Source organism: Nocardia sp. 852002-20019_SCH5090214 (assembly GCF_001665865.1).
GTDB classification, from domain to species: domain Bacteria; phylum Actinomycetota; class Actinomycetes; order Mycobacteriales; family Mycobacteriaceae; genus Nocardia; species Nocardia nova.
Genome location: NZ_LZMK01000128.1, coordinates 1 through 24,487 on the forward strand (window position 1 = coordinate 1; position 24,487 = coordinate 24,487).

27 protein-coding genes and 1 pseudogene are annotated in these 24,487 nt (G+C 66.9%); 18 read left to right on the forward strand and 10 right to left on the reverse strand.

All coding sequences use genetic code 11. The features are described from left to right. The 5 genes and pseudogenes from A5780_RS40815 to A5780_RS11050 all read left to right on the forward strand — a co-directional run. A pseudogene (locus A5780_RS40815) lies at positions 1–208 on the forward strand (hypothetical protein); the annotation flags it as partial. A gap of 101 nt (positions 209–309) precedes the next feature. Next, the gene (locus A5780_RS11040; protein WP_064908362.1) at positions 310–654 is read left to right on the forward strand and encodes a WXG100 family type VII secretion target; all 345 of its coding nucleotides are present in this window, start codon (positions 310–312) and stop codon (positions 652–654) included. 1 nt (position 655) lies between these two features. Then, a complete protein-coding gene (locus tag A5780_RS11045) occupies positions 656–961 on the forward strand; it encodes a WXG100 family type VII secretion target (protein ID WP_064902463.1) in 306 nt (101 codons plus the stop codon). Then, complete coding sequence (locus tag A5780_RS39885; protein WP_156769442.1) at positions 958–2,286, forward strand: hypothetical protein; 1,329 nt, start codon at positions 958–960, stop codon at positions 2,284–2,286. Before A5780_RS11045 ends, A5780_RS39885 begins: the two co-directional genes overlap by 4 nt. After that, the gene (locus A5780_RS11050; RefSeq protein ID WP_064902464.1) at positions 2,283–2,618 is read left to right on the forward strand and encodes a hypothetical protein; all 336 of its coding nucleotides are present in this window, start codon (positions 2,283–2,285) and stop codon (positions 2,616–2,618) included. The genes A5780_RS39885 and A5780_RS11050 overlap by 4 nt, the downstream gene beginning before the upstream one ends. Positions 2,619–2,690: 72 nt before the next feature. Here A5780_RS11050 and A5780_RS11055 read toward each other — a convergent pair whose 3' ends face one another. Together A5780_RS11055 and A5780_RS11060 are read right to left on the reverse strand one after the other, a co-directional pair. After that, complete coding sequence (locus tag A5780_RS11055; RefSeq protein ID WP_064902465.1) at positions 2,691–3,446, reverse strand: 1-acyl-sn-glycerol-3-phosphate acyltransferase; 756 nt, start codon at positions 3,444–3,446, stop codon at positions 2,691–2,693. Positions 3,447–3,483: 37 nt separating this feature from the next. Then, positions 3,484–4,272, reverse strand: a complete 789-nt coding sequence (locus A5780_RS11060) for a 1-acyl-sn-glycerol-3-phosphate acyltransferase (RefSeq protein WP_063016435.1) — start codon at positions 4,270–4,272, stop codon at positions 3,484–3,486. Between the two features lie 123 nt (positions 4,273–4,395). Here A5780_RS11060 and A5780_RS11065 point away from each other — a divergent pair, with 123 nt between their 5' ends. Further along, positions 4,396–5,325: a hypothetical protein gene (locus A5780_RS11065; protein WP_064908363.1), complete on the forward strand. Its 930-nt coding sequence runs from the start codon at positions 4,396–4,398 to the stop codon at positions 5,323–5,325. Positions 5,326–5,389: 64 nt separating this feature from the next. Here the strand turns inward: A5780_RS11065 and A5780_RS11070 are convergent, their stop codons facing one another. Further along, positions 5,390–6,010 carry a hypothetical protein gene (locus A5780_RS11070; RefSeq protein ID WP_064902467.1) on the reverse strand — a complete coding sequence of 207 codons (621 nt, stop codon included), beginning with the start codon at positions 6,008–6,010 and terminating at the stop codon, positions 5,390–5,392. A 161-nt stretch (positions 6,011–6,171) separates the two neighbouring features. On the opposite strand from A5780_RS11070, the gene A5780_RS11075 reads away from it, so the two are divergent. After that, entirely contained in the window at positions 6,172–7,728 is a 1,557-nt protein-coding gene (locus A5780_RS11075; protein ID WP_063016441.1) for a Rieske 2Fe-2S domain-containing protein, read from the forward strand. A gap of 93 nt (positions 7,729–7,821) precedes the next feature. On the opposite strand, the gene A5780_RS11080 is transcribed toward A5780_RS11075, so the two are convergent. Further along, positions 7,822–8,643 carry an SDR family NAD(P)-dependent oxidoreductase gene (locus tag A5780_RS11080; protein WP_064908364.1) on the reverse strand — a complete coding sequence of 274 codons (822 nt, stop codon included), beginning with the start codon at positions 8,641–8,643 and terminating at the stop codon, positions 7,822–7,824. Positions 8,644–8,758: 115 nt separating this feature from the next. Between A5780_RS11080 and A5780_RS11085 the strand changes: the two genes are divergently transcribed. Beyond that, entirely contained in the window at positions 8,759–9,361 is a 603-nt protein-coding gene (locus A5780_RS11085; protein WP_064908365.1) for a TetR/AcrR family transcriptional regulator, read from the forward strand. A 45-nt stretch (positions 9,362–9,406) separates the two neighbouring features. Here A5780_RS11085 and A5780_RS11090 read toward each other — a convergent pair whose 3' ends face one another. The 3 genes from A5780_RS11090 to serS form a co-directional block, all read right to left on the reverse strand. Next, entirely contained in the window at positions 9,407–10,378 is a 972-nt protein-coding gene (locus A5780_RS11090) for a DMT family transporter (protein WP_064908382.1), read from the reverse strand. Positions 10,379–10,441: 63 nt separating this feature from the next. After that, the gene (locus tag A5780_RS11095; protein WP_227463015.1) at positions 10,442–12,313 is read right to left on the reverse strand and encodes a bifunctional diguanylate cyclase/phosphodiesterase; all 1,872 of its coding nucleotides are present in this window, start codon (positions 12,311–12,313) and stop codon (positions 10,442–10,444) included. 109 nt (positions 12,314–12,422) lie between these two features. Then, complete coding sequence (serS, locus tag A5780_RS11100) at positions 12,423–13,685, reverse strand: serine--tRNA ligase (protein WP_064908366.1); 1,263 nt, start codon at positions 13,683–13,685, stop codon at positions 12,423–12,425. 105 nt (positions 13,686–13,790) lie between these two features. On the opposite strand from serS, the gene A5780_RS11105 reads away from it, so the two are divergent. From A5780_RS11105 to A5780_RS11125, 5 genes are all read left to right on the forward strand, one after another. Then, entirely contained in the window at positions 13,791–14,948 is a 1,158-nt protein-coding gene (locus A5780_RS11105) for a septum formation family protein (protein ID WP_369829518.1), read from the forward strand. A 4-nt stretch (positions 14,949–14,952) separates the two neighbouring features. Beyond that, positions 14,953–15,306: a metallopeptidase family protein gene (locus A5780_RS11110; protein WP_063016452.1), complete on the forward strand. Its 354-nt coding sequence runs from the start codon at positions 14,953–14,955 to the stop codon at positions 15,304–15,306. 199 nt (positions 15,307–15,505) lie between these two features. After that, positions 15,506–15,817 carry a PE family protein gene (locus tag A5780_RS11115; RefSeq protein ID WP_030516766.1) on the forward strand — a complete coding sequence of 104 codons (312 nt, stop codon included), beginning with the start codon at positions 15,506–15,508 and terminating at the stop codon, positions 15,815–15,817. A gap of 44 nt (positions 15,818–15,861) precedes the next feature. Then, positions 15,862–17,040 carry a PPE domain-containing protein gene (locus A5780_RS11120; protein ID WP_064908367.1) on the forward strand — a complete coding sequence of 393 codons (1,179 nt, stop codon included), beginning with the start codon at positions 15,862–15,864 and terminating at the stop codon, positions 17,038–17,040. Then, positions 17,041–17,874 carry an ESX secretion-associated protein EspG gene (locus A5780_RS11125; RefSeq protein ID WP_082976404.1) on the forward strand — a complete coding sequence of 278 codons (834 nt, stop codon included), beginning with the start codon at positions 17,041–17,043 and terminating at the stop codon, positions 17,872–17,874. Here A5780_RS11125 and A5780_RS11130 read toward each other — a convergent pair. The 3 genes from A5780_RS11130 to A5780_RS11140 all read right to left on the reverse strand — a co-directional run bounded on the left by A5780_RS11130 (position 17,871) and on the right by A5780_RS11140 (position 19,993). Then, the gene (locus A5780_RS11130) at positions 17,871–18,572 is read right to left on the reverse strand and encodes a histidine phosphatase family protein (RefSeq protein WP_063016461.1); all 702 of its coding nucleotides are present in this window, start codon (positions 18,570–18,572) and stop codon (positions 17,871–17,873) included. The genes A5780_RS11125 and A5780_RS11130 overlap by 4 nt on opposite strands. Next, positions 18,569–19,489, reverse strand: a complete 921-nt coding sequence (gene pheA / locus A5780_RS11135; protein ID WP_063016463.1) for a prephenate dehydratase — start codon at positions 19,487–19,489, stop codon at positions 18,569–18,571. Before pheA ends, A5780_RS11130 begins: the two co-directional genes overlap by 4 nt. A gap of 84 nt (positions 19,490–19,573) precedes the next feature. Beyond that, positions 19,574–19,993 (reverse strand): hypothetical protein, encoded by a 420-nt coding sequence (locus A5780_RS11140; RefSeq protein ID WP_064908368.1) that lies wholly within the window; start codon positions 19,991–19,993, stop codon positions 19,574–19,576. 108 nt (positions 19,994–20,101) lie between these two features. Between A5780_RS11140 and A5780_RS11145 the strand changes: the two genes are divergently transcribed. The 5 genes from A5780_RS11145 (at position 20,102) to A5780_RS11165 (ending at position 24,480) form a co-directional block, all read left to right on the forward strand. Then, positions 20,102–20,875, forward strand: a complete 774-nt coding sequence (locus A5780_RS11145) for a DUF2470 domain-containing protein (RefSeq protein WP_063016468.1) — start codon at positions 20,102–20,104, stop codon at positions 20,873–20,875. A gap of 49 nt (positions 20,876–20,924) precedes the next feature. Beyond that, complete coding sequence (locus A5780_RS11150) at positions 20,925–21,719, forward strand: CPBP family intramembrane glutamic endopeptidase (RefSeq protein WP_063016471.1); 795 nt, start codon at positions 20,925–20,927, stop codon at positions 21,717–21,719. Positions 21,720–21,810: 91 nt separating this feature from the next. Beyond that, positions 21,811–23,229, forward strand: a complete 1,419-nt coding sequence (locus tag A5780_RS11155) for an LCP family protein (protein ID WP_369817497.1) — start codon at positions 21,811–21,813, stop codon at positions 23,227–23,229. Positions 23,230–23,239: 10 nt separating this feature from the next. Then, on the forward strand, positions 23,240–23,779 hold the full coding sequence (locus A5780_RS11160) for a ferritin (RefSeq protein ID WP_063016474.1): 540 nt from the start codon (positions 23,240–23,242) through the stop codon (positions 23,777–23,779). Between the two features lie 152 nt (positions 23,780–23,931). Further along, complete coding sequence (locus tag A5780_RS11165; protein ID WP_030516756.1) at positions 23,932–24,480, forward strand: ferritin; 549 nt, start codon at positions 23,932–23,934, stop codon at positions 24,478–24,480. The last annotated feature ends 7 nt before the right edge of the window (positions 24,481–24,487 follow it).

Genomic DNA, 24,487 nt, shown 5'->3' on the forward strand with positions numbered 1-24,487 from the left:
CCCCGACGGCCCCTCCCACGCCGCCGCGTCCACCCGCCTGGGCCGCCGCCTGCTCCTCGACGCCCAGTTCGCCGTCGTCGCCCCCTTCGCCGGCCTGTTCTGGATATATGTCGCCGGCGGCGGCGTCCCCGCCTTCGCCGGAGCGACAGTGGTAGCCGCCGCCACCGCCACCTGGTTCGCCGCCATCCGCGGGTCCGACCCGAGCTGATCCCCACAGTCCCGTCGCGGTCGCCCGCGGCGGACTCGGCATCCCGGGCAGCGGCCGACCGCCACCTGGACCATCGATGGGCTCTCACATAGCATCGGGGCATGAGCGATAGTGGGGGGAATTCGCCAGGTCCCGGCCAAGATTTCACCGTTGCGCCCGAACGGGTACGCGATGTGGGCATCTACATCTACGGTTTGGCCGAAACACTGCACAATGCATTGGATTCCGCAGCCAAAGATGTTTCGGAATTGCTGTCCGACAGCTGGACCGGCGACTACGCCGACGAGTTCTCCGAAGGCTGGACCGAGGTCCACGACGGCGGCCGACAGATCTTCCAGGCCCTCGCCACCTTGGCCGACAAACTCGGCGTGACGGCGGAGACATTCCGGTCGGTCGACGCGAACAGTGCGGCGGCCCTGGACATCCCGAGACTGAACTGGACCTGACGTGCCCTCACGATTCTCGGTAGACCTCGAACACCTGGACCACATCGTCTCCCGCCTGTCCGGGCTGGCAGGCTTCATCGAGGACCACCTGTCGGATATCGAACAGCGAGTGGCGAGCTTGCAGGGCACCGGCTGGGAAGGCCTGGCCGCCCGCGCCTACGACGACGCACACCGCGAATGGATCAACGGAGCGAGGGAACTGGTCGAAGGCGTCAAGGATATGAGCGACGCGGCCAAAGAGGCCCATGCCGCCTACACTCGCGCGCTGGAACTCAACTGGCGAATGCTGCAGAGCGGACAGCGGTGATCCTCGACTGGGAGACGTACTACGACGCAGCCGCCAAGTGCCGTAATTTGGCCGAAAGCATCCGCACCGCAGACAAACCGGTTCACGAAGCCGCCAAAGGGCAGTGCGACGGAATGGCCGGGGACGCTCCGGGCTGCAAGGAATGGGGACAGGCATACGACGCGGCAGCCCGCAGCACCTTGCAGGCCTGCGCCAGCCTGGCCAATGCACTGACCAACTACGGCGCTGTCTTGTACGCCCAAGGCTACAACTGGGCCGTCGCAAATCGATCAGATCCTCCTCCGCCCCAGCCGGATATCAGTCAGGTCAGTGAATACAAGGTCGTCTTGCCGCCTTCCGCACGCGGCGGCGGGATCGGATTCGGCGACAATGGCGGTGCAAAGGCTTTTTTCGATGATCTGTTTCGAAAGGTTGTCAAATCTTTCGGGATGATTCCCAACGGGGACGCGGACAAACTACAGAAGGCTCATGAAACATGGAAGGCCTTCGCTGAGAATCGAGCGATATCCGGCGCTGCCGATCACATCATGCTGATCTCGGATCTCTTCACGGGAATGGACGACAGTAAACATAGATACGAAATCCAGCATCGTCTCAACGATATAAGGACCAGCGCCCAACTTGTTTCACTGGCCGCCGGTTATCTGGCTCCGCCGATCCACGACTATTACGAAGCAACGACAACGTTGGCCACAGCCTGCGCCGACACGATCAATCTGAGCGAAGGGAGCGTCGGCGTCGAAGCCGTTTCGCGACATGGCCGTTCAGGACGCCTGTTCGATGTAGGACTCTCGGAAAGTATGGCAGCACGCGGCAGTAAAGTGTCCGTCGACGGCACCCTGGACGCGATCCAAAGTGCTTACCGGGCGAGCACAATGCCGATTGTTCTCGGCTTATCCTCCCTCGATGCCCGTTCGAAGGGGGTTGTCGATGCATTCAAGAGTGTTCCGACAGATGGACTCAATCGAACCATAGACAGACTCTCTGTCATAATCGCAATGCGCGCGGAGATCGACTCCAGCGGGAAACCGGGTGCGCTAACCTATGAAAAGTCGCCGAAGCACGGAAAAGACCAGCGCGGCACCGCCGCACCAGAGCCGACCCATGGCCAGGAAACACTGGAGAACTCGGTGCTTATCAAGCCGACAACAAGCAGACGAGTCGGGTACGACGCCAATACTGGGGAATTCGATGTTTTCGATGAAACACACCCAGAATCGGGCATCTATCACGGACATCAGCGAAGCTGGGATCAGCTCACCCCGGACATGCAGAACGCCCTGGTGAACGCAGGTATCGTCGACAGAAAAGGTAAACCACGATGAACACGTACCAACGACTGGAACCTATCGACCGCGAAACCGCTCTGAGCATGATCGACTCGGGAGTATCGGAGTCGGCCGGTGAAGCCATCCTCCGGCTTGCACTGCACGACCCCGACTTGGGGTGGGTGACCGACCGGGCACTGGAGCTGCTTGCCAGTTCTGACTGGCGTATCCGCGCGGTCGCTGCGACGGCACTCGGACACCTCGCCCGTTTGCACGGCGGTATAGACAAGGAGCGCGTCGTTCCTGCCCTGCGAGCGCTTCTGGACGATGAGGCAACGGCGGGTCGGGCAGAAGATGCGCTGGATGACATCACTATGTTTGCGCCTTGAGCGCTTCAGACCATAGCCGACCAAGATAGGCACGGTAGCGCAGCCACTCGAATCGCGGCGGGTGGAGCGCGTTCACCCTTGGGCGCGTTTGGCTTTCGCGGCGGCGCGGCGTTCCATCTCTTCGCGCTCCAGTACCTTCGCCTGCTCCAATGTCGGTGCGGTACCGCCCAGTCGGGCGGGGACCCAGCGTGCGCCGGGTGGCATTTCGTAGTCTCGTTGTGCCGCGTCGAGCAGTTTTTCCATGCTGGAACGCAGGGTGGCGGTCAGGTCTTCGGCGGGTTCGGCGGGGGGTATGGGTTCGCCTACCTGGATGTTGATCGGGAAGTTGTTGCGGCCCAATTGTTTCGGGATGTCTTTGGTCCAGACGCGTTGGGCGCCCCAGATCGTCATGGGGACGATGGGGACGCCGGCTTCGATCGCCATGCGGGCGGCGCCGGATTTGAATTCCTTCAGTTCGAAGCTGCGGCTGATGGTGGCTTCGGGGTAGACGACGACGATTTCGCCGTCGCGCAGGGCGGTGACGGCGCGGGAGTAGGACTCGGCGCCGGCGGTGCGGTCCACGCCGATTGCCTTGCAGTGCTTCATGAGCCACCCGACGATGCCGTGTTCGAGTTCGGCCTTCATCATGTAGCGGACGTTGCGGCCGGATTCGCGGCCGACCAGTCCGACCTCCATGAAGTCCAGGTAGGCCGTGTGATTCACGGCCAGGACCGCACCACCGGTGCGCGGGATGTTCTCGCCGCCGACGATGTCGATCTTCAGGCCCTGTGCCCAGAAGATGGTGCGGACCAATCCCGTGAGGACGTCGAAAACTGGCTCTCGCGTCATCGGTGACACTCCTGGTACTACCGGGCCGATCCTGCCGTCAGGAGTCGGCATCTCCCGCTTCGGCGGCACGACGTGCCGCGCGCGCCTCCGCTTTCGCCTTCGCCTCGGCGGCGTCCATCGCGTCGGCCTCCTCCAGCGTCGGTGCGCCGCCGCCCAAGCGGGCCGGCACCCAATATGCGCCGGGCTCGTGCGTGTAGTCCTTCTGCAGGCCGAGCAGCATGTCCTGCATGGTCGAGCGCACGGTCTCGGTGAGTTCGGCGACGGCCTTCTCGTCCGCCTCGGCGGGCGGCAGGATGGGCTTGCCGACGGCGATCGAGATGGGAGTGTTGGTGCGGCCCAGGCGCTTCGGATGCCCCTTGGTCCAGACCCGCTGCGCACCCCAGATCGTCATCGGAATGATCGGGACACCGGCCTCGATGGCCATCCGGGCGGCACCCGACTTGAATTCCTTGATCTCGAAGCTGCGGCTGATGGTCGCCTCGGGATACACCCCGACCAGTTCGCCGCGGCGCAGATAGTCCACGGCCGCCTTGTAGGAGTCCGCGCCGGCCGCGCGGTCGACCGGGATGTGCCGCAGCACGCGCATGATCGGCCCGGAGATCGAGTTGTCGAAGACTTCCTTCTTCGCCATGAACCGGATATAGCGCTTCGGCGTCCGCGCAGGCAGGCCCGCGTAGGTGAAGTCCATATAGCCGGTGTGGTTGATCGCGATGACCGCGCCGCCCTGCGCGGGGATGTTCTCAGCCCCCGTGACGTCGAATTTCAGTCCCTGTACGAAGAAGACGGTCCGGGCCAGGCCGATGATCGTCCGGTATACGGGTTCCACAATTCCGCTAGCGTAGTCGCTGTCACATTTTCGCTACCGACCGCCGCACAGGAAACGAGGTTCAGCGCAGTGGAAAGCCCCAGTCCAGCATCGCGTGCAGGCGGCCGGAAACCACGAGGGGGTATGGGCGTGGCGCTGCATACCGGCCGCGCGGCGCGACGCGGCAGGCGGCTCTCGGCGGCGCGGGCAGGCGGTCTGGCGATCGTGGTCGCGGGCATCCTCGCCGGATGTGATTCGCAGGTCGGCATCGAGGGCACCGACTATCACAAGTCCGATAATTCTTCCGCGGCAACGCAATTCGCCGCTCCCTCGTCCTCCCGTATCGCCGCTCCCGCGCCCCGGGCCACCCCCGCGCCGCCCGAATCCGCGATCGCGGTGGCCCTCGTGACGGCCGATCCGCAGGCCACCGCGGCCATGACCCGCTGGGTGAACGATCTGCGGCAACTCACTCCGGCGGATATGGAAGCCAGGTGCTGGACGATGGCTCCTCGCAACGTCAAGACGATGTACTCCGACAAGTCGGCCATCGAGTCGGCGCTGGCGCAGCCGGGCAGCGACAACGGCACCGCCCTCGTGTGGAAGTCGGCGAGCGGAACCGCCGATGCCGTGACCGTGGTCGCCGAGCGAGCGGATATCGCCACCGGATACGCCTGCCCACGGGTCTACCCCGCCGGCGCCGAGATCGGTTTCGGCACCGGCAGCGAGGCCCAGACCGCCGACGCCCGCCACGCCGTCCGGCGCTATCTGTCACGCCAGACAGGACATCCGATCGACGCGGCGGACCAGGAAAACTCCCATCCTCTGGTGTGCACCGCCGACACCGCCTGGGATCCGAACGGCACCGGACGCACATCGCGCCCGCCGCTGGCGACCGATGCGGCCAAGCTCGCCACCGCGACCGCCTTCGCCGATCAGTCGCTCAGTTCCGCTGCTCTGAACAGCACTTATCTGTCCATATCGGCCACGGTCACGGCCGGCGGCAGTCAGCAGGAACGGACATACACCGTGAAGGCGACCGATAGCGGATATTGCATCGGCGACGTTTCCGCCTGATGCGCTGAGACGTTGCGGTAGCCCGGTAACCGCAACATCCCGACCTGACAACGGGGGTAACGCCTCAGACCAGTTCGGGGACGCGCAGATGGGCGAGCGCGATCTCGAAATCTCCGACATCGAGCACATCGATGCCGGCTCGGCGGGTGCCTTCGCGGCGCAACGTCGCGAGTCGTTCGCGGTTGCGTTCGATCGCCTCGTAGCTGTCGAACGTCTCGCATGCGACGCCGCGCCCGCCGGCCCAATCGACCAGCAGGCTCGTGCTGCAGAACCCCGGCATCTGCTCCACCTGCGGGACCACCACGGACTTGTAGGTGTCGACCGCGGCGCCGAACCCGCCCTCGGCCTTGGCCCATGTCAGCTGGGCGCATGCGCCCGCGCGGGTGCGATGGTCACGGTGCATGGCCACGACCTCCCACTGCTCGGCCCGCGCTTCGCCGGCACCGAACACCTGCACGGCGCGATCACGCAGCGAGCGCACCCGATCGGCGCTCTCGCGCATCATGTCCTCGGACTCCCACGAGCTCGTCGCGATGCAGCGACCGGATCGGCGGTCGACCAGCAACGACATCCCGATACAGCCGGGCATGTCCTCCAGCGCCGGCATCACCTCGTCGCGCATATGCGCGATTCCGGCGTCGATGGCGGAGAGATTGGCTTGAATAGTCGTAGAACGTGCGTACACGGTCCCTTCCTCCGTACTCGGGGCAGCGCCCCGGTGGCGCCACCGTGCACCTCTACACTGCGCCGGTGCGACGACCGAGGCAATAGCGGCCCTGAGGCCGAACAAGCCCGTTCAACCGCTACCCTGGGTGGCTGGTAGCCGGGTTCAGGAGGGACTTCTTCGTGCAGATCACCAGCGTCGGACATGCCGGATTCCACATCCGCACCGCGGCCGGGACGATCCTCTGTGATCCGTGGGTCAATCCGGCCTATTTCGCGTCGTGGGTCCCGTTCCCGGACAACACCGGGCTGGACTGGGACGAGCTGGGCAACTGCGATTTCCTCTACGTCTCGCACCTGCACCGCGACCACTTCGACGCGAAGAATCTGCTCGATCACGTGAACAAGGACGCCACCGTTCTGCTGCCGGACTATCCGGTGCCGGATCTGCAGCGCGAGCTGGAGAAGCTGGGCTTCCACACGTTCTTCGAGACCCAGAACTCGGTCAAGCACACGATCACCGGCCGGGACGGGCACGAACTGGACATCATGATCATCGCGCTGCGGGCGCCGGCCGACGGGCCGATCGGTGATTCGGGTCTGGTCGTCTCCGATCGCGAGACCGTGTGCTTCAACATGAACGACGCGCGGCCGGTGGATATGGACGTCCTGCACGAGCAGTTCGGGCATATCGACATCCACCTGCTGCAGTATTCGGGCGCCATCTGGTACCCGATGGTCTACGACATCCCGAGCAAGACCAAGGCGAACTTCGGCAAGCAGAAGCGCCAGCGCGGGATGGATCGTGCGCGCAGCTATATCGAGCAGGTCGGGGCCACCTGGGTGGTGCCCTCGGCCGGACCGCCGGTGTTCCTCGACGACGAGCTGCGCTACCTCAACGACGACGGCGAGAACCGCTACTCCGCCGACAACGGCAATATCTTCCCGGACCAGATGGTCTTCCTGGAGCAGATGCGCATCCACGGCAATTCCGGTGGGGTGCTGATGATTCCGGGTTCGGTCGCCGATGTGCGGGGTAAGGAACTGGATCTGACCCATCCGTTCGACCCGGCCGAGATCTACGACGACAAGGCCGGCTACATCGAGCGGATGGCGCAGCGCATGGCACCGGTGCTGGAGCGCGAAAAGGCTTCCTGGGCAACCGAAGACGGTACCCCGCTGCTGCCTCGGCTCAAGGAGCTGTTCGAACCGATCATGGCGCAGAGCGATCTGATCTGCGACGGTATCGGCTATCCGGTCGGGCTGGTGATGGGCGAGGAAACCGTGGTCCTCGACTTTCCGAAGCGGCTGGTGCGCGGGCCGATCGAGGGAGAAGGTAAGTACCGCTACGGGTTCCGCATCGCCCCGCAGCTGGTGCGCACCGTGCTGCGCGACAACGAGCCGGACTGGGTGAACACCATCTTCCTGTCCACCCGCTTCCAGGCGTGGCGAATCGGCGGCTACAACGAATTCCTCTACACCTTCTTCAAATGCCTCACCGACGAGCGCATCGCCTATGCCGACGGCTGGTTCGCCGAGGCGCACGACGATTCCGCCTCGTGTGAGCTGGCCGGGTGGGAGGTGCAGCGCCGATGCCCGCACCTCAAGGCGGATCTATCGAAATTCGGTGTGGTGGAAGGCAATACCCTCACCTGTAATCTGCACGGCTGGCAGTGGGATCTGGAGACCGGGCGGTGCAAGACGTCCAAGGGGCACGAACTTCGTTCCCGCAAGTTGTGAACAAGGGCGAACTATTCGTGCAAACCCAGGACGACTGAGCGGATTTCCGCACGGACGGCTCAGGTTTGCACGAATAGTTCACCCGTCCGCCCATCAGCCTGGGGCCAATCGGCTGAGCGACTCCCAGGCTCGATAACCGTCGGAGCGCGCCGCATAGAGGTCGGCGACCTGATCGAACGAGTTGCCGCCCACGATCAGACGTCGCGGCGGATCCTCCAGTTCGACCAGTTTCATGATCACCGGCGCTGCCGAACTCGGCGCCGGACCGGATTCGTCGCCCCACATGCGTGCGAGTTCTTCGCGCAGTGGTTCGTAGTGCGGCAGGGCCGCGGTGGCGGTCGTTCCCGCGGTGAACAGGCCGGTGTCGTAACCGCCCATCTCCAGGTTGGTGACCTTGATTCCGAAGGGTTCGACCTCCATCGCCAGCGCTTCGGTCAGTGAGGCCAGCGCCGCCTTCCCGGCGCCGTAGTAGCCGACGGCGGCCATACCGCCGGCGGTTCCCATCGAGGTGACCTGCAGGATGCGGCCGTGACCCTGTGCGCGCAGCCGCGGCAGCACGGCTTGGACCACCCACACCGCGCCGAAGAAGTTGACGTCCAGATGCGCGCGGATCTGGTCCTCGGTCGCCTCCTCGACCATGCCGTAGAGCATGCCGCCCGCGTTGTTCACCACGACGTCGAGCTCGCCGACCAGCGCAACGGCCTGCTCGACGGCCTCGAATACGGCCCGGCGATCCGACACGTCCACGCTGAGCGGAAACAGCCGATCCGTATGTGCGACAGCGGATTCCCGTAGCGGTTCGACGTCACGAGCGGCCGCGACCACTCGATCACCGGCATACAAGGCGGCCTCGGTGAACGCACGCCCCAGCCCACGGGAAGCGCCGGTGATGAACCAGGTCTTACCGGTGGTCATATCCACATCCTCTCATCATGAGACGGTCCGTCTCGTCTTGAGCAAGTGTGGTGATCGCGTCTCGACTTGTCAACACGAACCGTCTCGTCTCGGTAGAAATGCTAGGGTCGACCGCGTGTCCACTACCGCGAAACCCGAACCCGACAGCACCCGGCGCAGCGAGACGTCACGGCGGGCGATTCTGGCGGCCACACGCGAGTTGATCTCCGAGGTCGGGTATCGGAAGGTCTCGATCGAGGCGATCGCCGCGCGCGCGGGGGTCGGTAAACAGACGATCTATCGCTGGTGGCCGTCCAAAGGCGCGGTGATCTTCGAATCGTTCCTGCACCTGAGCGAAACCGACGGGCAGGACATCTCGCTGCCGGACACCGGGGATATCGAAGCGGATCTGAAACTCGTGATGCGAGCGACGGTCGCGGAATTCGCCGATGCGGACTTCGAGAAACCGGTGCGGGCGCTCAACACCGAGATCATCAACGATCCTGAACTGGCCGCACAGTACGACCGGCAGTTGCGGCGTCCCGTCGACGAGGCCAAGAAGGAGCGGTTACGCAGCGCGCAGGCGGCGGGGCAGGTCCGGGCGGATGCCGACCTCGATCTGATGCTCGAAATGCTGTATGCCCCGGTGTATCAGCGGTGGTTGCTGCGGTACGGGCCGCTCGACGACGCGTACGCCGACGCGCTGGTGGAGCTCACACTTCGCGCCTTCCGGCCCTGAGCGACCGGGCGCGCTGATTGGTGCGGCAGCGCGCCGATATCGCCGTCAGTCCGGTTCTGCGCGGCCCTGCCCGAGGACGCCTATGGCGGCGGCGAGCAACGTCAGTCCGCAGCCGACGACGGTCAGCGTCGACAGCCGGGTGCCCGTCGGCGCGACGACATCCAGGACCACCGAACCGAGGAGCTGGCCGGACACCGAGGTCAGGCCGAACAGGAGCACTCCGATCCAGCGCACGATCAGCGCCGCCACCGCGATGAAGAAGACCCCGATCGCCCCGCCGAGATAGAGCCACGGTTCGGTGGGAAAGCCGGTGGGCCAGCCGATCCGAGCGAGCTGCGCCGCCTCCACCACCAGCAGGCCCACGGTTCCGGTCGCGAAGTTGATCGTGGTGGCCGGCACGGGCCCGCCGACGGTCGCCAGCCGCCCGTTGACCGCCTGTTGCCACGCGAGACCGAGGCCCGCCAGAGCGGGCAGCGCGATCAGCAGATAGGCCGCACCTCCACCGGCCCCGGATTCGCCGCCGGAGCGGCCCAGGGCGGCGACACAGACCGCACCGACCGCGAGTACCGCCGCACCGAGTCGGACCGGCGTCACGGGCGTCACGCCGGCCGGTCCCACACCCAGACGGTCCACGACGAGTCCGCTGGTCAACTGACCCGCGACCACGGCGATGGTGAAGGCGGTGACGCCGATCGTCGCCACGGACAAGCCTTGGCAGGCAACGAAGAACGCACCGCACAATCCCCCGAGCAGATGCCACCACCGCAACCGGCCGGCGTGCACCGAACGGCGGATCGCGGCCAGGCCGGTACGCATTCGCCCGCTGAAACCGCTGACGAGAAGGAGCAGCAGCAGTCCGGAGCCGAAACTGATGACGGCCGCGGCGATTCCGTCGTTCAGCCGATCGCCGAGATCACCGTTGATTCGCGCCTGGACCGCCACACCGGCGCCGCAGCACAGGCCGAGCAGGACACCGATCCAGCGCCGCACGTCGGTTCGTTCGCGGACTGCGGTCATATCCGCCACGGTAGTTGGTCCGGGCGAGCCGATGCCGCGACCCGAATCGCCCGGCGGTCCGGGTCAGCCCCGATGGCCCAGGCCCTCCGGGTCGAAGCCGTTGTTGTCCACCGGGACCCAGCCCTTGGCGGCGAAATCCCGATCGGTCGTCCCGGCGCCGACCAGGCCGCGGTTGGAGTTCATATCGCTGATCAGCTCGGAGACCGGATGCGAATCGCTGTAGTGATAGCCCTGGGCGAGCGCGAAGCCGAGTTCGGTCAGCACCGCCGCCTGGTACTCGGTTTCCACACCCTCGGCGATCACCTGCAGATCCAGCGACTTGCTCAGCGCCGCAATCACTCCCAGCAGCGGCGGCGCGGGCGAATCGGAACGGATCGCGGCGACGAAGGACTGGTCGACCTTGAGGATGTCGCTGGGGATGGTGGCCAACCGGCTCAGCGAGGAGTAGCCGGTGCCGAAGTCGTCGATGGCGATACGAACGCCGCTGTCGCGCAATTGGTGCAGATTCGCGATGGCGGTCTGGGATTCGGCGGCCAATTCGCTCTCGGTGACCTCGAGGACGAGCTGGTCGGCGGGCCAGCCGGTGTCGGCGAGGATGCCGGAGACCCGGTCGGCGTAGTTGGTCTCGGCCAATTCGAGACCGCTGACGTTGACGTTCAAGGTCAGATCGAGCTGGGCGAAGGTCTCCTGCAGCCGGGCCGCATCCGCACACGCACGCCGCAGGACCAGTTCGTCGAGGTCGGAGATCAGGTCGTATTCCTCGGCTACCCGGATCAGCCCCTCGGTGGTGACGTCGGGCTGGGCGTTGGACGACCAGCGCAGCAGCGCCTCCACACCGACCGCCTGGGCGCCGTCCTCACCGAGGCTCACGATGGGCTGGTAGTGCACGTCCAACGCGCCGGTATCGATGGCCTCGCGCAGTTCGACCGCCAGCGGCAGCTGCCGCGACGATTCCAGCACCGTGCGATTGCGCCCGGCCTGCTTGGCCCGGTACAGGCCGACATCGGCACGACTGACCAGCAGCGAGCCGGACTCGCCGGGCTGCCAGGAGGTGACACCCGCCGAACATCCCGTGGTGACCGCGGCACGCAGCTGTTCGGTCAGCAGAATCGCGGCCTGTTCGGTGGTGTTGGGCAACAGCAGCGCGAACGCGTCGCCGCCGTATCGGGCCAGCAGCTGATCCGGGCCCAGCAGCTTCGACCAGGTGTCGCCGACGCGCTGCAGCACGGCATCGCCGGCGCGATGGCCGAGATGATCGTTGATCTTCTGGAACCGGTCCAGGTCGACCAGAACCAACGCGAGTCCCTGACCGGTACGCCCGGCATGTCCGATGGCGCTGTTGAGCGCGCGATCGAAACCGCGGCGGTTCAACAGCCCGGTGAGTGTGTCGATATCGGCGTCCGAGGCCATCCGGGTGAGGATGCCGACCACGATGCCGACGCCGACCGTGATTCCGGCCGGGATGATGCCCGACCACCAGGGCAGACCCCGGGACGGCACCACCCACAGACAGAGCACGACCGCGAACGCCACATGCGCCCCGGCCAGCCGCCAGGCGAAGAAGATCGCGGCATCCGCGGCGACGAAGACGTAGAAGGCGGCGAGCGTGATCGCGCCGACCGTATTCGGGAACCAGTGCACGGCGATGGTGACCAGCACCGTCGCCACCGCGACATACCCGTGGTGCACCCAGTGCGGCTGGCGAGGACCCCAGATCAGCAGGCTCACGCCGAGCAACAGCGCGACCGCTGCGGCCGAGCCGACCAGCGGGCGGTTGCCCTCGTTTCCCGGTGCGATGGCAGTGATCAGCAGGCCCAGGACCCCACCCATGACGTAGAACGCCCCGGTGGTCCGAGCCATGACCATTGCCGTCGCCAGCGCCGATGCCGCCCGAACCTGCGTGCGGGTATCGCCGCGAGACCCGAGTCCTCGCACGCCGTCCAGCCTAGACAACGCGGTGCATAGCAGTAGTGACAACCGCCGGATTCGAGGCCGAAGTCACCGCGGCGGTGCCGCCATCATCACCGCGGCGGTGCCGCCATCATCACCGCGGCGGCTCGAGCACCTCGCGGCCCACGAACGGGACCAGTGCGGCGGGCACCCGGACCGAGCCGTCGGCCTGCTGGTGATTTTCCAGCAACGCGACGATCCACCGCGTGGTCGCGAGGGTGCCGTTGAGGGTCGCGGCGATCTGCGGCTTGCCGTTCTCGTCCCGGTAGCGCACCGACAGGCGGCGGGCCTGGAAGGTGGTGCAGTTCGAGGTCGAGGTGAGTTCGCGATAGGTCTGCTGGGTCGGCACCCACGCCTCGCAGTCGAACTTGCGGGCGGCCGAGCTGCCGAGATCGCCGCCGGCCACATCGATGACCCGATACGGGACCTCGATCGCGGCGAGCATCTCCTTCTCCCAGTCGAGCAGGCGGCGGTGTTCGGCGTCGGCGTCCTCGGGACGGCAGTAGACGAACATCTCGACCTTGTCGAACTGGTGCACGCGGATGATGCCGCGGGTGTCCTTGCCGTAACTGCCGGCCTCGCGGCGGAAGCACGACGACCAGCCGGCATAGCGCTTCGGCCCGTCGTTCAGGTCGAGGATCTCGCCCGAGTGGTAGCCGGCCAGCGGGACCTCCGAAGTGCCGACCAGGTACAGATCGTCGTCGTCGAGGTGGTAGACCTCGGCCGAATGCTGCCCCAGGAAGCCCGTTCCGGCCATGATCTCCGGGCGCACCAGCACCGGCGGGATCATCATGGTGAAACCGTTGGCGACCGCGCGCTGGGCGGCCAGCTGAAGCAGGCCCAGTTGCAGCAGGGCGCCGTAGCCGGTCAGGAAGTAGAAGCGCGCGCCCGAGACCTTGGCGCCACGTTCCATATCGATCAGTCCGAGCGCCTCGCCCAGGTCGAGATGATCGCGCGGGGAGAAGTCGAATTCGGTGGGCGTGCCCACTGTTTCGAGCAGCACGAAGTCGTCCTCGCCGCCCGCGGGCGCGCCCTCCTGCACGACGTTCGAGATCGCGCGGTGGGCGGTGTCGAGTTCGGCGTCGGCGGCGTTCTCGGCGGCCTCGGCCTCCTTCACCTTCGCCGACAACTCCTGCGCATGCGCCAGCAGCGTCGCACGCTCGTCGGGGGACGCCTTGCCGACCTTCTTACCCAGCGCCTTCTGTTCGGCGCGCAGGTTGTCCGCCGTCGCGACCGCGGCGCGGCGGGCGGCATCCGCCTCGAGCAGGGCATCCACCAGCGCCGGGTCCTCACCGCGGGCACGCTGCGAGGCACGGACCGCTTCGGGATTCTCGCGCAGGAATCGGAGGTCGATCATGGGCAATCAGCCTAGTGGGAGGTGTCCACCGCATTTTCTGAGGATCCGGTGAAATCCGAACCGATCGTGGCAGGCCTCGCACGGGGCCTGCCATGATGGACGGCGATGTCCTCCGACGATGGGGCGCCAGCGGCGCCGGAACCGGGAAACGAAGAATCCGACATGCCTCGCCGCAGGCGTGCCGGGGCCAAACGTCGCCGCCCGTTGCCGGGCGCCGGGAAACGCCTGGGGCAGGATGGCAAGGCGTTGCATCCGCATCGGCTGCGGTGGGGATTGCTCGCGGTCGCCGTCGGTGCTGTGGTGGCGGCGCTGGTGACGCTGTCCATCTCGGGGTTTCGCAGTTCGCACGGACTGGAGGTGCACGATCCCGGATCGGGCAAACCGCCCGCGGGTCGTGCCGACGCCGCCTTCGGCGCCGCCAAGACCGGCGACTGCCTCACCTGGACCAGCACCAAAACCCTGGATCTGACCAAGGTCAACTGCGCCGACAAACATCTGTTCGAGGTCACCGCCGACATCGACCTGAGCAAATATCCGGGTCGCGAATTCGGGCCGGGCTCGGCCTTCCCCGATTCGCTGCGCTTCGGCGAACTGCGCGACGAACACTGCGCATCGGCCGCGGCCGCCTACCTCGGTGGCCGGCTCGACCCGCGCGGGCGATTCGTGGTCGGCATGGTCAACCCGGGTGAACCGGGCTGGCGCAACGGCGATCGGACCATCCGGTGCGGGCTGCAGTTGGTGAGCGCCACGGGCAACGCCACACAGCAGACCGTGGGCCGGGTGCGCGACAGCGACCAGTCCCGCGTCTTCGATCCGGGCACCTGCATCGGCATCAATCAGAACCTGCCGACCAACGAACCGGTCCCCTGCGGCCAGCCGCACGCCTACGAGGTGATGTCGACGGTGGATCTCGGCACCCACTTCAACGGCGGCCCGCCGGCGAACGCCGATCAGGACAAGTTCATGCAGGACGAATGTGGCCGCGCCGCAGGCGATTACCTCGGTGGCCAGGACGCGCTGATCAACAAGACGCTGACCATCTTCTGGGACAACCTCGACGCCCGCAGCTGGCTGGTCGGCAGCCACAAGCTGAACTGCCTGGTGGGCAAGGGCTCTCAGGACGGTTTCGCGACGATCACCGGATCGGCCAAGGGCGATGTGCTGATCGACGGCCAGGCTCCGGTGCCGCCGCCGAGTTCCGGGCGTTCCACCCCGGCGCCGCTGCCGGGCGCGGCTCCCGCGCCGATTCCGCCGCAGCGCTGACGCCATGCCGGTGTCGATGTCGGAGAGCCGGTTCGAAGAACTGGTCGGCGATGCGCTGGATACGATTCCGGCCGCGCTCACCCAGGCGATCGAGAACGTCGTGGTGTTGATCGAACCCCGCAATTCCGAGGATCCGCATCTGCTCGGGCTTTATCACGGCATCGCCCTGACCGACCGGGTGGACAGTCAGTACGGCGGCGCGCTGCCGGACACCGTCACCATCTACCGCGACACGATTCTGGAAATGTGCGACGACGAACGGCAGGTCGTCGAGGAAGTGGCCATCACCGTGATCCATGAGATAGCTCACTATTTCGGGATCGACGAAGAGCGACTGCATCAGCTGGGATGGGGCTAGTTTTTACGCGCGTAGCGGGTAAAGTCGAATCGATTCGTGACTCGAGGGAACCGAACCGGGGGCCGTCGCGTCCAATCATCTCGTAGGGGGAATTCTCGTGGTTCCACCGACGGGTCTGCCGGATTCTCTGTGCCGGAACAGCACTGAGGCTCGGGCAGCCTCGACACTTGCATAGCCGCCACAAGAAGGAGTTCGAGTCATGGTTGGTCTGCTCGGTGTACAGCCCGAAGTCGTCCTCGCGGCCTCGGCGGAACTCGATCTGCTCGCCGAACGTCTCACGGCCGCCACTGCTTTGAGCGGTCCGGCCACCCACGTCGTCCCCGCCGGCGCCGAAGAGGTATCCGTCGCCGCGGCAACCCATCTGAACGAGGGCGCTCTCAGCCACGACCGCGCGGCCGCGCAGGCCATCCTCGAGCTGCATCACGCGGCCGCCATCCTGCGTCAGCAGCTGGCCTCCTACATCGCCCAGGACGCGGTCAACGCGGCCGGCACCGCCGCCATTCAGTTCTGACCGGCGCCGATCCTTCACCACACCATTCGTTCAGGGGAGAGACAATGACCGCAGGGATCACCGGAATTTACTGGCTGCCCCGGCTCGCCGAGGGCAACTCGAGTTTGCTGACCGCGGGTCCGCATGCCGTTCCGGCCGCTGCCGCGGCCACGGCATGGGGTGGGCTGACGGCGGCGTGGGTCGACGCGACCGCGACCGTCACCCGGGTCATGGCCGAACTGGGTGTCGGCATGATCGGCCTCAACGGCGCCGTCGCACTGACCAAACTCGCCGGCTTCACCGGCTGGGCCGAACAGCAGGGCGTGCAGGCGGCGGCGATGGCGGCCAAGGCCTCCGCACACGCCACCGCCAATACCGTTGCCACCCTTGCCATGCCGAGCCTGCCCGAAATCGCCGCGGTGGATGCCGCGCGCGTCGCGGCACATGCCCACGGCGGCGATCTGGACGGTAGCGGCGAGGCGGCCGAAGCCGCCAAGGCCGCACTGGATGTGCAGGCCGCCCTGGTCATGGACACCTACGAATCCACCGTCGAGGCCATGACGGCGACTCCGGCCGAATTCCTGACGCCGCCGCCGATCGCGGCGGGCGCCGGACTGGCCGACAGCGGCGCCGAGGCGGCGTCGCAGAACACCAGCAGCGACCCGGTGCAGACCGCCATCGGTGTGGCACAGGCGCTCGCGAGCGATCCGGGCGTGGTCAGCGCCGCGACCCAGGCGGCCAATGTCGCCGGATCGGTGGCCTCGACGGGTGTCTCCACGGTGGGCAATGTCGCCGGTACCGCGATCGCCGCGGCCACCGGCCATGCTGCGCCGGCCGCGAGCATGTCGCCGATGATGATGGGCGGCATCGGTGGTGTCGCCGCCGCCGGTGGCGCCGCGGCCGCCACTCGCGCCGTGTCCTTCGGTGGAAGCACCGTCGGTATCGGCAACGGCGCCGGCACGCTGCAACTCCCCGAGGGCTGGGGCGCCGGCAATGTGATCGGTGGTCCGGCCGCGACCGCGCCGGTGGCGGAGACCGCACCCGTCGCGCAGATGGGCGCACCGGCTCCGGCCCGCGCGAACAACGCCGCCGGTAACCCGCTGCTGGGCCGCCAGGTGAACAGCGACGACGACGACGAGGGCGAGCACCAGGGCAACGACTATCTGCGCGGTGAGCACTTCGCCGACGGCCGGGTCATCGCGTCCGGTGTCATCGGAGCGGACCCGGTCGCGGGAGCGCGCTAAGTGACCGTACTCGGCGCCGGCCGCGGGCCGTCGATGCTCGAGCCCGTCGTGTTGTCGCTCGACGAGATGCAGTTTCTGCTGGAGAAACTGGAGATCGACGAGGTGCCGGTCGTGCTGAATGCGATGGGCCGCTACGACAACGTCGTCGACCACGACCGGGCGATGTCCGCGGCCGCCGAATCGCTCACCGCGCGTGAGCTACTCGTCGACGGGGTCGTCCATCACGACCTGGAAGACCGGCTGCGCGGGCTGTACCGCCCACACTGGGTGATCTCGATGCGCTGGTACGTCGGCGACCGGGTGAACCGATTCTGCCTCGCGAAGGGCGACAACCTCGATGTCGTCGCCCTGCGCGGGCCGAATTCCTACAGCATCGACGAGGCCGGACACGACCTGCCGGGCACGATCATGGCGGCGCTGGGTCCGGCGGAGGCGCTCGAGCTCAGTGGAATGAACGTCCTGACCGAGGAACTCAAGCCGATCCTCGGTGATGCCGGGGATGCCACGACCACCGCCCAGCGCCTGGGCCGGGTGGGGCGGCCGCCCCGCGACGCGCAGGCGCTGGCCTCGGCGCTGGTCGAAATCCATTCGCATGCTTCGATCGTCGGCGTGGTGTACAACGATGCCAGCCGTGACATCTCCGACGGGATGATCGCGGTGTACAACACCCGCAACGGGCGATTCATCGGGGTCACCACCCGCTCCGACGACGAGGTCATGTGGACCTCGCTGGCGAGCGGAACACCGGGCCGGCTGCGGACCGCGATCAAGGACCTCATCGAAAAGCTTCCGCTCCGCGAGGATTTCAAGCCGACGACGCCCGGCGTCGGCTAACCCATCGGGTCGTCGGCCTTCGGTTCGACCTGGTATCCGAACGGCGGGGTATAGCGGCCCCAGCGGACACAGGTCCAACCGCCGTCGGCCGTCGGGGCCAGTTCGATGGTCTCGGTGTTGTCCAAATGGTTGTTGGTCGTGAACGGCGGTGCGACGCCGGTGAGTTCACGGGCCGCCAGTCGCATCGCGGCGCCGTGACTGACCAGCAGCACGTCGCGCGAATTCGAACCGGGGAGCAGATAGGTGTCCCGGAGTTGTTCCAGCACGGGCAGATACCGCTCGAGGACCTCCTCGCCGGATTCGCCGCCCGGCAGCCGCGTATTCAGCTCGCCCAGATGCCAGGACCGGTAGACGCGCTGGAATTCCCGATGCGCCGCTTCGGAATTCTGCCCCTCCAGCTCGCCGACCTGTACCTCGTACACGCCGTCGACCACCTCGGCCCCCACACCGGTCACCGATTCGATATGGCCCGCGGTCTGCTGAGCACGCAGCGCCACCGAGGAATACAACCGCACCGGCGGCACCGCCAACCGCGCGGCGAAGGACTTGGCTTGAGCCACACCGCGTTCGGTGAGCGGTAAGCCGGGAACGCGGGTATCCAGAAGTTTCGCGACATTGCCCTCGGTCTCGCCGTGACGGACCAGCACCAACCTGCCGGAACCACGGACGGGATCGAGAGTCGCACCGATTTCGGTCATGAGGCGTCCACCCCCTTTTTCACATCGTCCAACCAGGCCGCCGCCGGCTCGTCGGCGGGCGGCGGCGAACCACTCGGTGAACTGGCCGGCCAGGAGCCCAGGTACCGGATCCGCCCGGCGGTCCGGTGCAGCGCTTTCAGGGCCTCGGCGACGGCGGTGTCGTCGATATGGCCGACACAATCCAGATAGAAGCGATAGGTACCCATCCCGGTGCGCGTCGGCCGGGATTCGATCCGGGTCAGATCGACACCGCGAGTGGCGAATTCGGCGAAAACCCGCATCAGCGACCCGGGTTCGTTCGCCAATTCGAGCACCACCAGCGAGGTGCGGTCGGCGCCGGTCCGGGCCGGCGCCTCGCACGGCGGAGTGACCAGCACGAAGCGGGTGATGGCTTGGTCGTGGTCGGCGACGCCGGTGGCCAGTTCGATGAGGTTCAGGCGCTGACCGGCCAGCGTGGTCGAGACCGCGGCGTCGGCATGGCCGGCCACGACATCCTCGGCCGCGGCCGCGTTGGAGGCCGACGTGTACAGCGCTGCCTGCGGCATCCGATCCGCCAGCCACAACCGCACCTGCGCGGCCGCCACCGGATAGGCCGCGACCGTGCGCACCCGCGACAGTTCCATACCGGGTTTCGCCACGATCGTGAACGCCACGTCGAGCTCGGTTTCGGCGATGATCTGCAGCCGCGGGCCCACCGCGAGGGCGTCCAGGGTCGCCGAGATGGAACCCTCCACCGAGCTCTCGATCGGCACCACCGCGCCGTCGGCCGCACCGGAGCGGATCATCTCGAGTGCCGCGCCCTGACTGGGTGCGGCGATCCGCTCGACCGGCTCGTCGAAGGCCCCGTCCGATTCGAGTCGGGCCAGGGCCATCTCGGTGAAAGTTCCCGACGGTCCGAAATAGGCGATACGCGGCACGGATACGACATTACTGGCAGTTGGCTGCGCGCTCGCCGTTTGCGCGTACCCAGCGGTAACAGCCCAGGTCGTGGCGGGCGGCGATCAGGGCGCCAGCACCCGCAGCGCCGCCGTCACCGCCTCCACCCGTTCGGTTTCGACGGCCAGCAGCACCTCGCGCAGCGCCTGAACGGCCGGCGCCGACAGGCCGCGCAGGAATTCGATATCGGGGCTGGTCAGTGCGGTCCGGATATTCTCGCCGCACAACGCGGCCACTGTGGCGGCGACGATCGCGACCGCCCGCTCGCCCGAGGCGGTCACGGCGACGAATCCGGTATCGGAATGTGCCACGCCGACCAGGAATTCGGCGACGCGCTCATCGGACAGGGTCAGGTCGAGCACCGACGCCTGGGGATTCGCCGACGGCAGCCGGACCAGCCCGTCCACCAGATCGGACGGGCCCGTGGTGGGCACGCTCAGCGACAGCAGAACGGGTTCGGAGGCGGGCGTCGAATCGTGCGGCACATTTCCACCGTAGCGAGCGCAATGCTTGCGCAACGACGGGCCGTGACTTAGCTTAGGTTTACCTAATTATCCGCCGTATCCGTCCCGGGTTCGTCACTGGAGGTCTGTATGCGCCGCACGATCACGTCCGCCGCTCCATCCGCCGCGGAGCGGATCCGCAGCGCGTGCGCCCATGCCGAGAGTTCCGTCCTGGCCCTGCCCGGCACCGATCCGATTCCCACGACCGTGCATCATCTGCGCGCGTGCGGCGATGTGGTCGTCGCCGTCGCGCGCAATTCGGCGGCGGCGTCCGCCGCGGCGGCCGAGGTCGGTTCGCCGGGGGTGCTGGAGCTGACCGACCACGCACCCCTGGCGTTGCGCGAGCCCGTGCGGGCGCTCGTCTGGCTGCGCGGGCGGGTGCGCGCGGTACCCGGACATGCCCAGCGCGCCTTGGCATCTCAGGTCGCGAGCGAATATCCGCATCCGGGTCTGCTCGATGTCGGTCACACCAGCACGCTGCTGCGAGTGGTGCTGGAATCGGCAGTCGTCGCCGATTCCGCCGGCGCCGAATCGGTCTGCCCGCACGATCTGCGCAGCGCCGACGCCGACCCGTTCTGGGAGCTGGAAGCGGCCTGGCTGCACCATATGGACTCCGATCACGCGGATGTGATCGCCCGGCTGGCCCGCCACCTGCCGGTCCGGCTGCGCGGTGGTTCGGTGCGGCCGCTGGCCATCGACCGCTACGGCGTCACGCTCCGGGTCGAGGGACCCGACACCGATCACGATGTGCGACTGCCCTTCCACGCACCGGTGGACGATGTGCAGTCACTGAGCCGCGCGGTGCGGATCCTCGCCGGCTGCCCGTTCCTCGACCGCATGCACGGCTCCGATCGCTCCGCCTGAGAGCACGCCGGATACGCGGCACTCGGCGGAGCACCCCTAGATTGTTCCTATGGTTCCGGGTGATCGTTTCGCAGCTACCTGGCCCGATCCCGCTGCGGAGCGCGACCGGTTCGCCGTCCGGGTGGAGATCGCGATCGTCCTGGTCGTCACCTTCGGGACGAGCGGGGCCGGTGCGGCACTGTCGCTACTGGAAAGCGCGCTGGCGCCGGGCGGAATCGGCGGGCAGCAGGTCGCGCTGAATCCCTCGCGGGCCGCGCAGTCGACGATCGATCTGCTGTTTCAGCTGTTGAGCGTCGCACGACTGATCGGCTGGGGTGCGCTGGGACTGTATCTGTTGTGGCGCAGCGGAATCGGGCCGCGACTGATCGGGCTGGCGCGGCTCCGGTGGCGTGGTGACGTGGTCCCCGGCCTCGTCCTCGCCGCGGTGATCGGCCTGCCCGGACTGGGTCTGTATCTGGCCGCCCATGCGCTGGGGCTCAGCGTGACGATCGTGCCCAGTTCCCTGCACGACCACTGGTGGCGATTGCCGGTGCTGGTGCTCTCGGCCATCGCGAATGCCGTGGCCGAGGAGATCATCGTCGTCGGGTATCTGATCAGCCGGCTGCGCACGCTCGGGTGGTCGGAGAACCGATCACTGGCCGCGTCGGCGCTGCTGCGTGGCAGTTATCACCTGTATCAGGGGTTGGGCGGAGGCATCGGCAACCTGGTGATGGGGGTGATCTTCGGCCGGTACTGGCAGCGGACCGGACGGCTGTGGCCGCTGATCCTGGCACACGCGACGATCGATTCGGTCGCCTACATCGGCTACACCGCACTGCACGGCCACGTCTCCTGGTTGCCGTAAGACCGGGCCGACCTGCGGGAATCAGCCACGTTCACCCCCGCGGACGCATTGTGCCGACGAGCACAACGCCCCGGTCAGTACCATCTCGGTGGTGAACGGCGACGACCCCCAGCAGTATCCGCGGACCCGCCGGGTGCCGCCGCCGGCGGGCCCGGACGGTCGGCGCATGCCGCCGCCGGATCGGCACGGCCACGATCCGCGAGTTCCGCCCGGTTCCGGACGGCCGATGCCACCCGGCTCGGGCCGCCCGCCGAATTCGGGCCGTCCTCCCGGCTCGGGCCGGCCGCTGCCGCCCGGGCGCCCACCGATCGAACCGACCCAGGTCATCCACCGCGACGGCAACAATCCGCCGCTGGCCTGGTCACAGGTCCCGAGCAGTCCCGCCCGGCCGCGCGGTAACCCGCAGCCCTTCGAACACGGCGTCGCACCCGGCGGCGAACCGCCCACCCACGCTCCGACGCAGCGCCCGGTTCCGTACCGGGAACCACCGCCGCCGCCCCCGGCACGTCCCCGCCGCACCGAACGCCCGCCGCGCGAACCACGTGCGCCGCGCACCCGCCGGAAACGGCATTGGGGCAGGTGGTTGCTGATTCTGCTGCTCATCATCGTTCTGCTGCCGGTCGCGGGGGTGATCTATCTGGATCGCTCACTGCACCGCATCGACGCCCTGTCCGCCTATCCCGACCGGGTCGCGCAGACCGCCGGCACGAACTGGCTGCTCACCGGATCCGACACCCGCGTCGGTCTGACGCCGGAACAGGAGAAGGAGCTGTCGACCGGCGACAGCGCCGATGCCGGTGGTGAGCGCAGCGACACCATCATGCTCGTGCACATCCCGAAATCCGGTGCGCCCACCGTGGTGAGTCTGCCGCGCGATTCGTATGTGAGCATTCCGGGCGTCGGCAAGGACAAACTCAACGCGGCGTTCTCCGCGGGCGGTCCGAAATTGCTGGTGCAGACGGTCGAGAACGCGACCGGCCTGCGGATCGATCATTTCGCCGAGATCGGCTTCGGCGGTTTCGCGGGCATGGTCGATTCGCTCGGCGGGATCGATATGTGCCTGCCCGATGCGATCGACGATCCCAAGGCCGGCATCGACCTCCCGGCGGGATGCCAGCATCTGTCCGGCTCCCAGGCGCTCGGCTTCGTGCGTACCCGGGCCACGCCCCGGGCGGATCTGGACCGCATGAACAATCAGCGGCTGTTCCTTTCCGCGCTGCTGGACAAGGCGACCAGCGCCGGTACGCTCGCCAATCCGTTGAAGGTGTGGCCGCTGGCTCGCGATGTGGCGTCCTCACTGCAGGTCGACAAGGGAGATCACATCTGGGATCTCGGCCGGCTGGGCTGGGCGCTGCACGGTAAGACGATTGCCACCACGGTGCCGATCGGCGGTTTCACCGACGAGTCCGGCTCGGGCAATGTGCTGTTGTGGGACAAGGATCGGGCGAGCCGATTCTTCGACGCGCTGGCACACGACCAGGCGATCCCGGACGATCTGCTCACCCGGTAGCGTCGGGGACATGCCCGGTACCGGCCCCTTCCCCGAACTCCTGCGCGCGCAGATACGGCACGAATTCACCGCCTCGCAGCAATATCTCGCCGCCGCCGTCTATTTCGACGCGCAGCGACTGCCGCAGCTGGCACGTATTTGCTATGCAGGCGCGGAGGACAAACGCGCCCATGCTTTGCGGATGGTGCAGTATCTGCTCGACCGGGATGTCGCCGTCACGGTCACGGGTACCGACGAGGTGTGTTCGGAATTCGAATCACCCTCGGCCACCGTGGAATTCCTGCTTGCTCGCGAACGGGAGCTGACCGATCTCATCACCACACTGACCCGGATCGCCCGGGATGCGGGCGATTATCTCGGCGAACAGTTCATCCGCTGGTTTCTCGAAGACCAGCTCGAGGAGGTGGCGCGGCTCACCACACTGGTGGCGGTCTGCGAGCGCGCGGCCGGCAATCTGTTCGACATCGAGGAGTTCGTGGCGCGCGAGATTCCGGCCACACGCGCGCCTGATGCCTCCGCGCCGAAACCCGCGGGAAGCGCGCGGCGATGAAATGCGGGCGAGGCTCGAAATCGCAGGCAGTCGACGAATTCACCGAATGCGGCCCGTCGCAAGGGTGCGACTGCGATAACTAAGGCAACACTTGCCTCATTAAGGGTGTACTTGGATGACAGCCGAAGTTGACCAGCACTAATGTCGGGCCCATGTCCAGCCACCCCGATTCCTCGCACAGCAAATTTCACGCCCTGCTCCACGATCAGATCAGGCATGAATTCAATGCCGAGCACCAGTACATTGCGATCGCGGTGTGGTTCGACAACGCCGACCTGCCGGTTCTGGCGAAGCACTTCTATGCCCAGGCCATCGAGGAACGCAATCACGCGATGATGATCGTGCAGTATTTCCTCGATCGGGATATGAGCGTCGAACTCTCCGGAGTCGATGGCGCGCGCTCGCAATTCGAGAATGCGCGCGAGCCGATCCAATTGGCGCTGCAGCAGGAGAAGACCGTCACCGAGCAGATCATCCAGTTGGCCAGTACCGCCCGCGAAGAGGGCGATTACCTGGGCGAGCAGTTCATGCAGTGGTTCCTGAAGGAACAGGTCGAAGAGGTGGCGCGGATGACCACGCTGCTCACCGTCGCGGATCGGGCCGGGTCGAATCTGTTCGATCTCGAGTATTTCGTCTCCCGCGAGATGAGCGGTCCGAGCGATGCCTCGGGGGCGCCCTCGGCGGCCGGCGGAAACATCTGACGCGAGA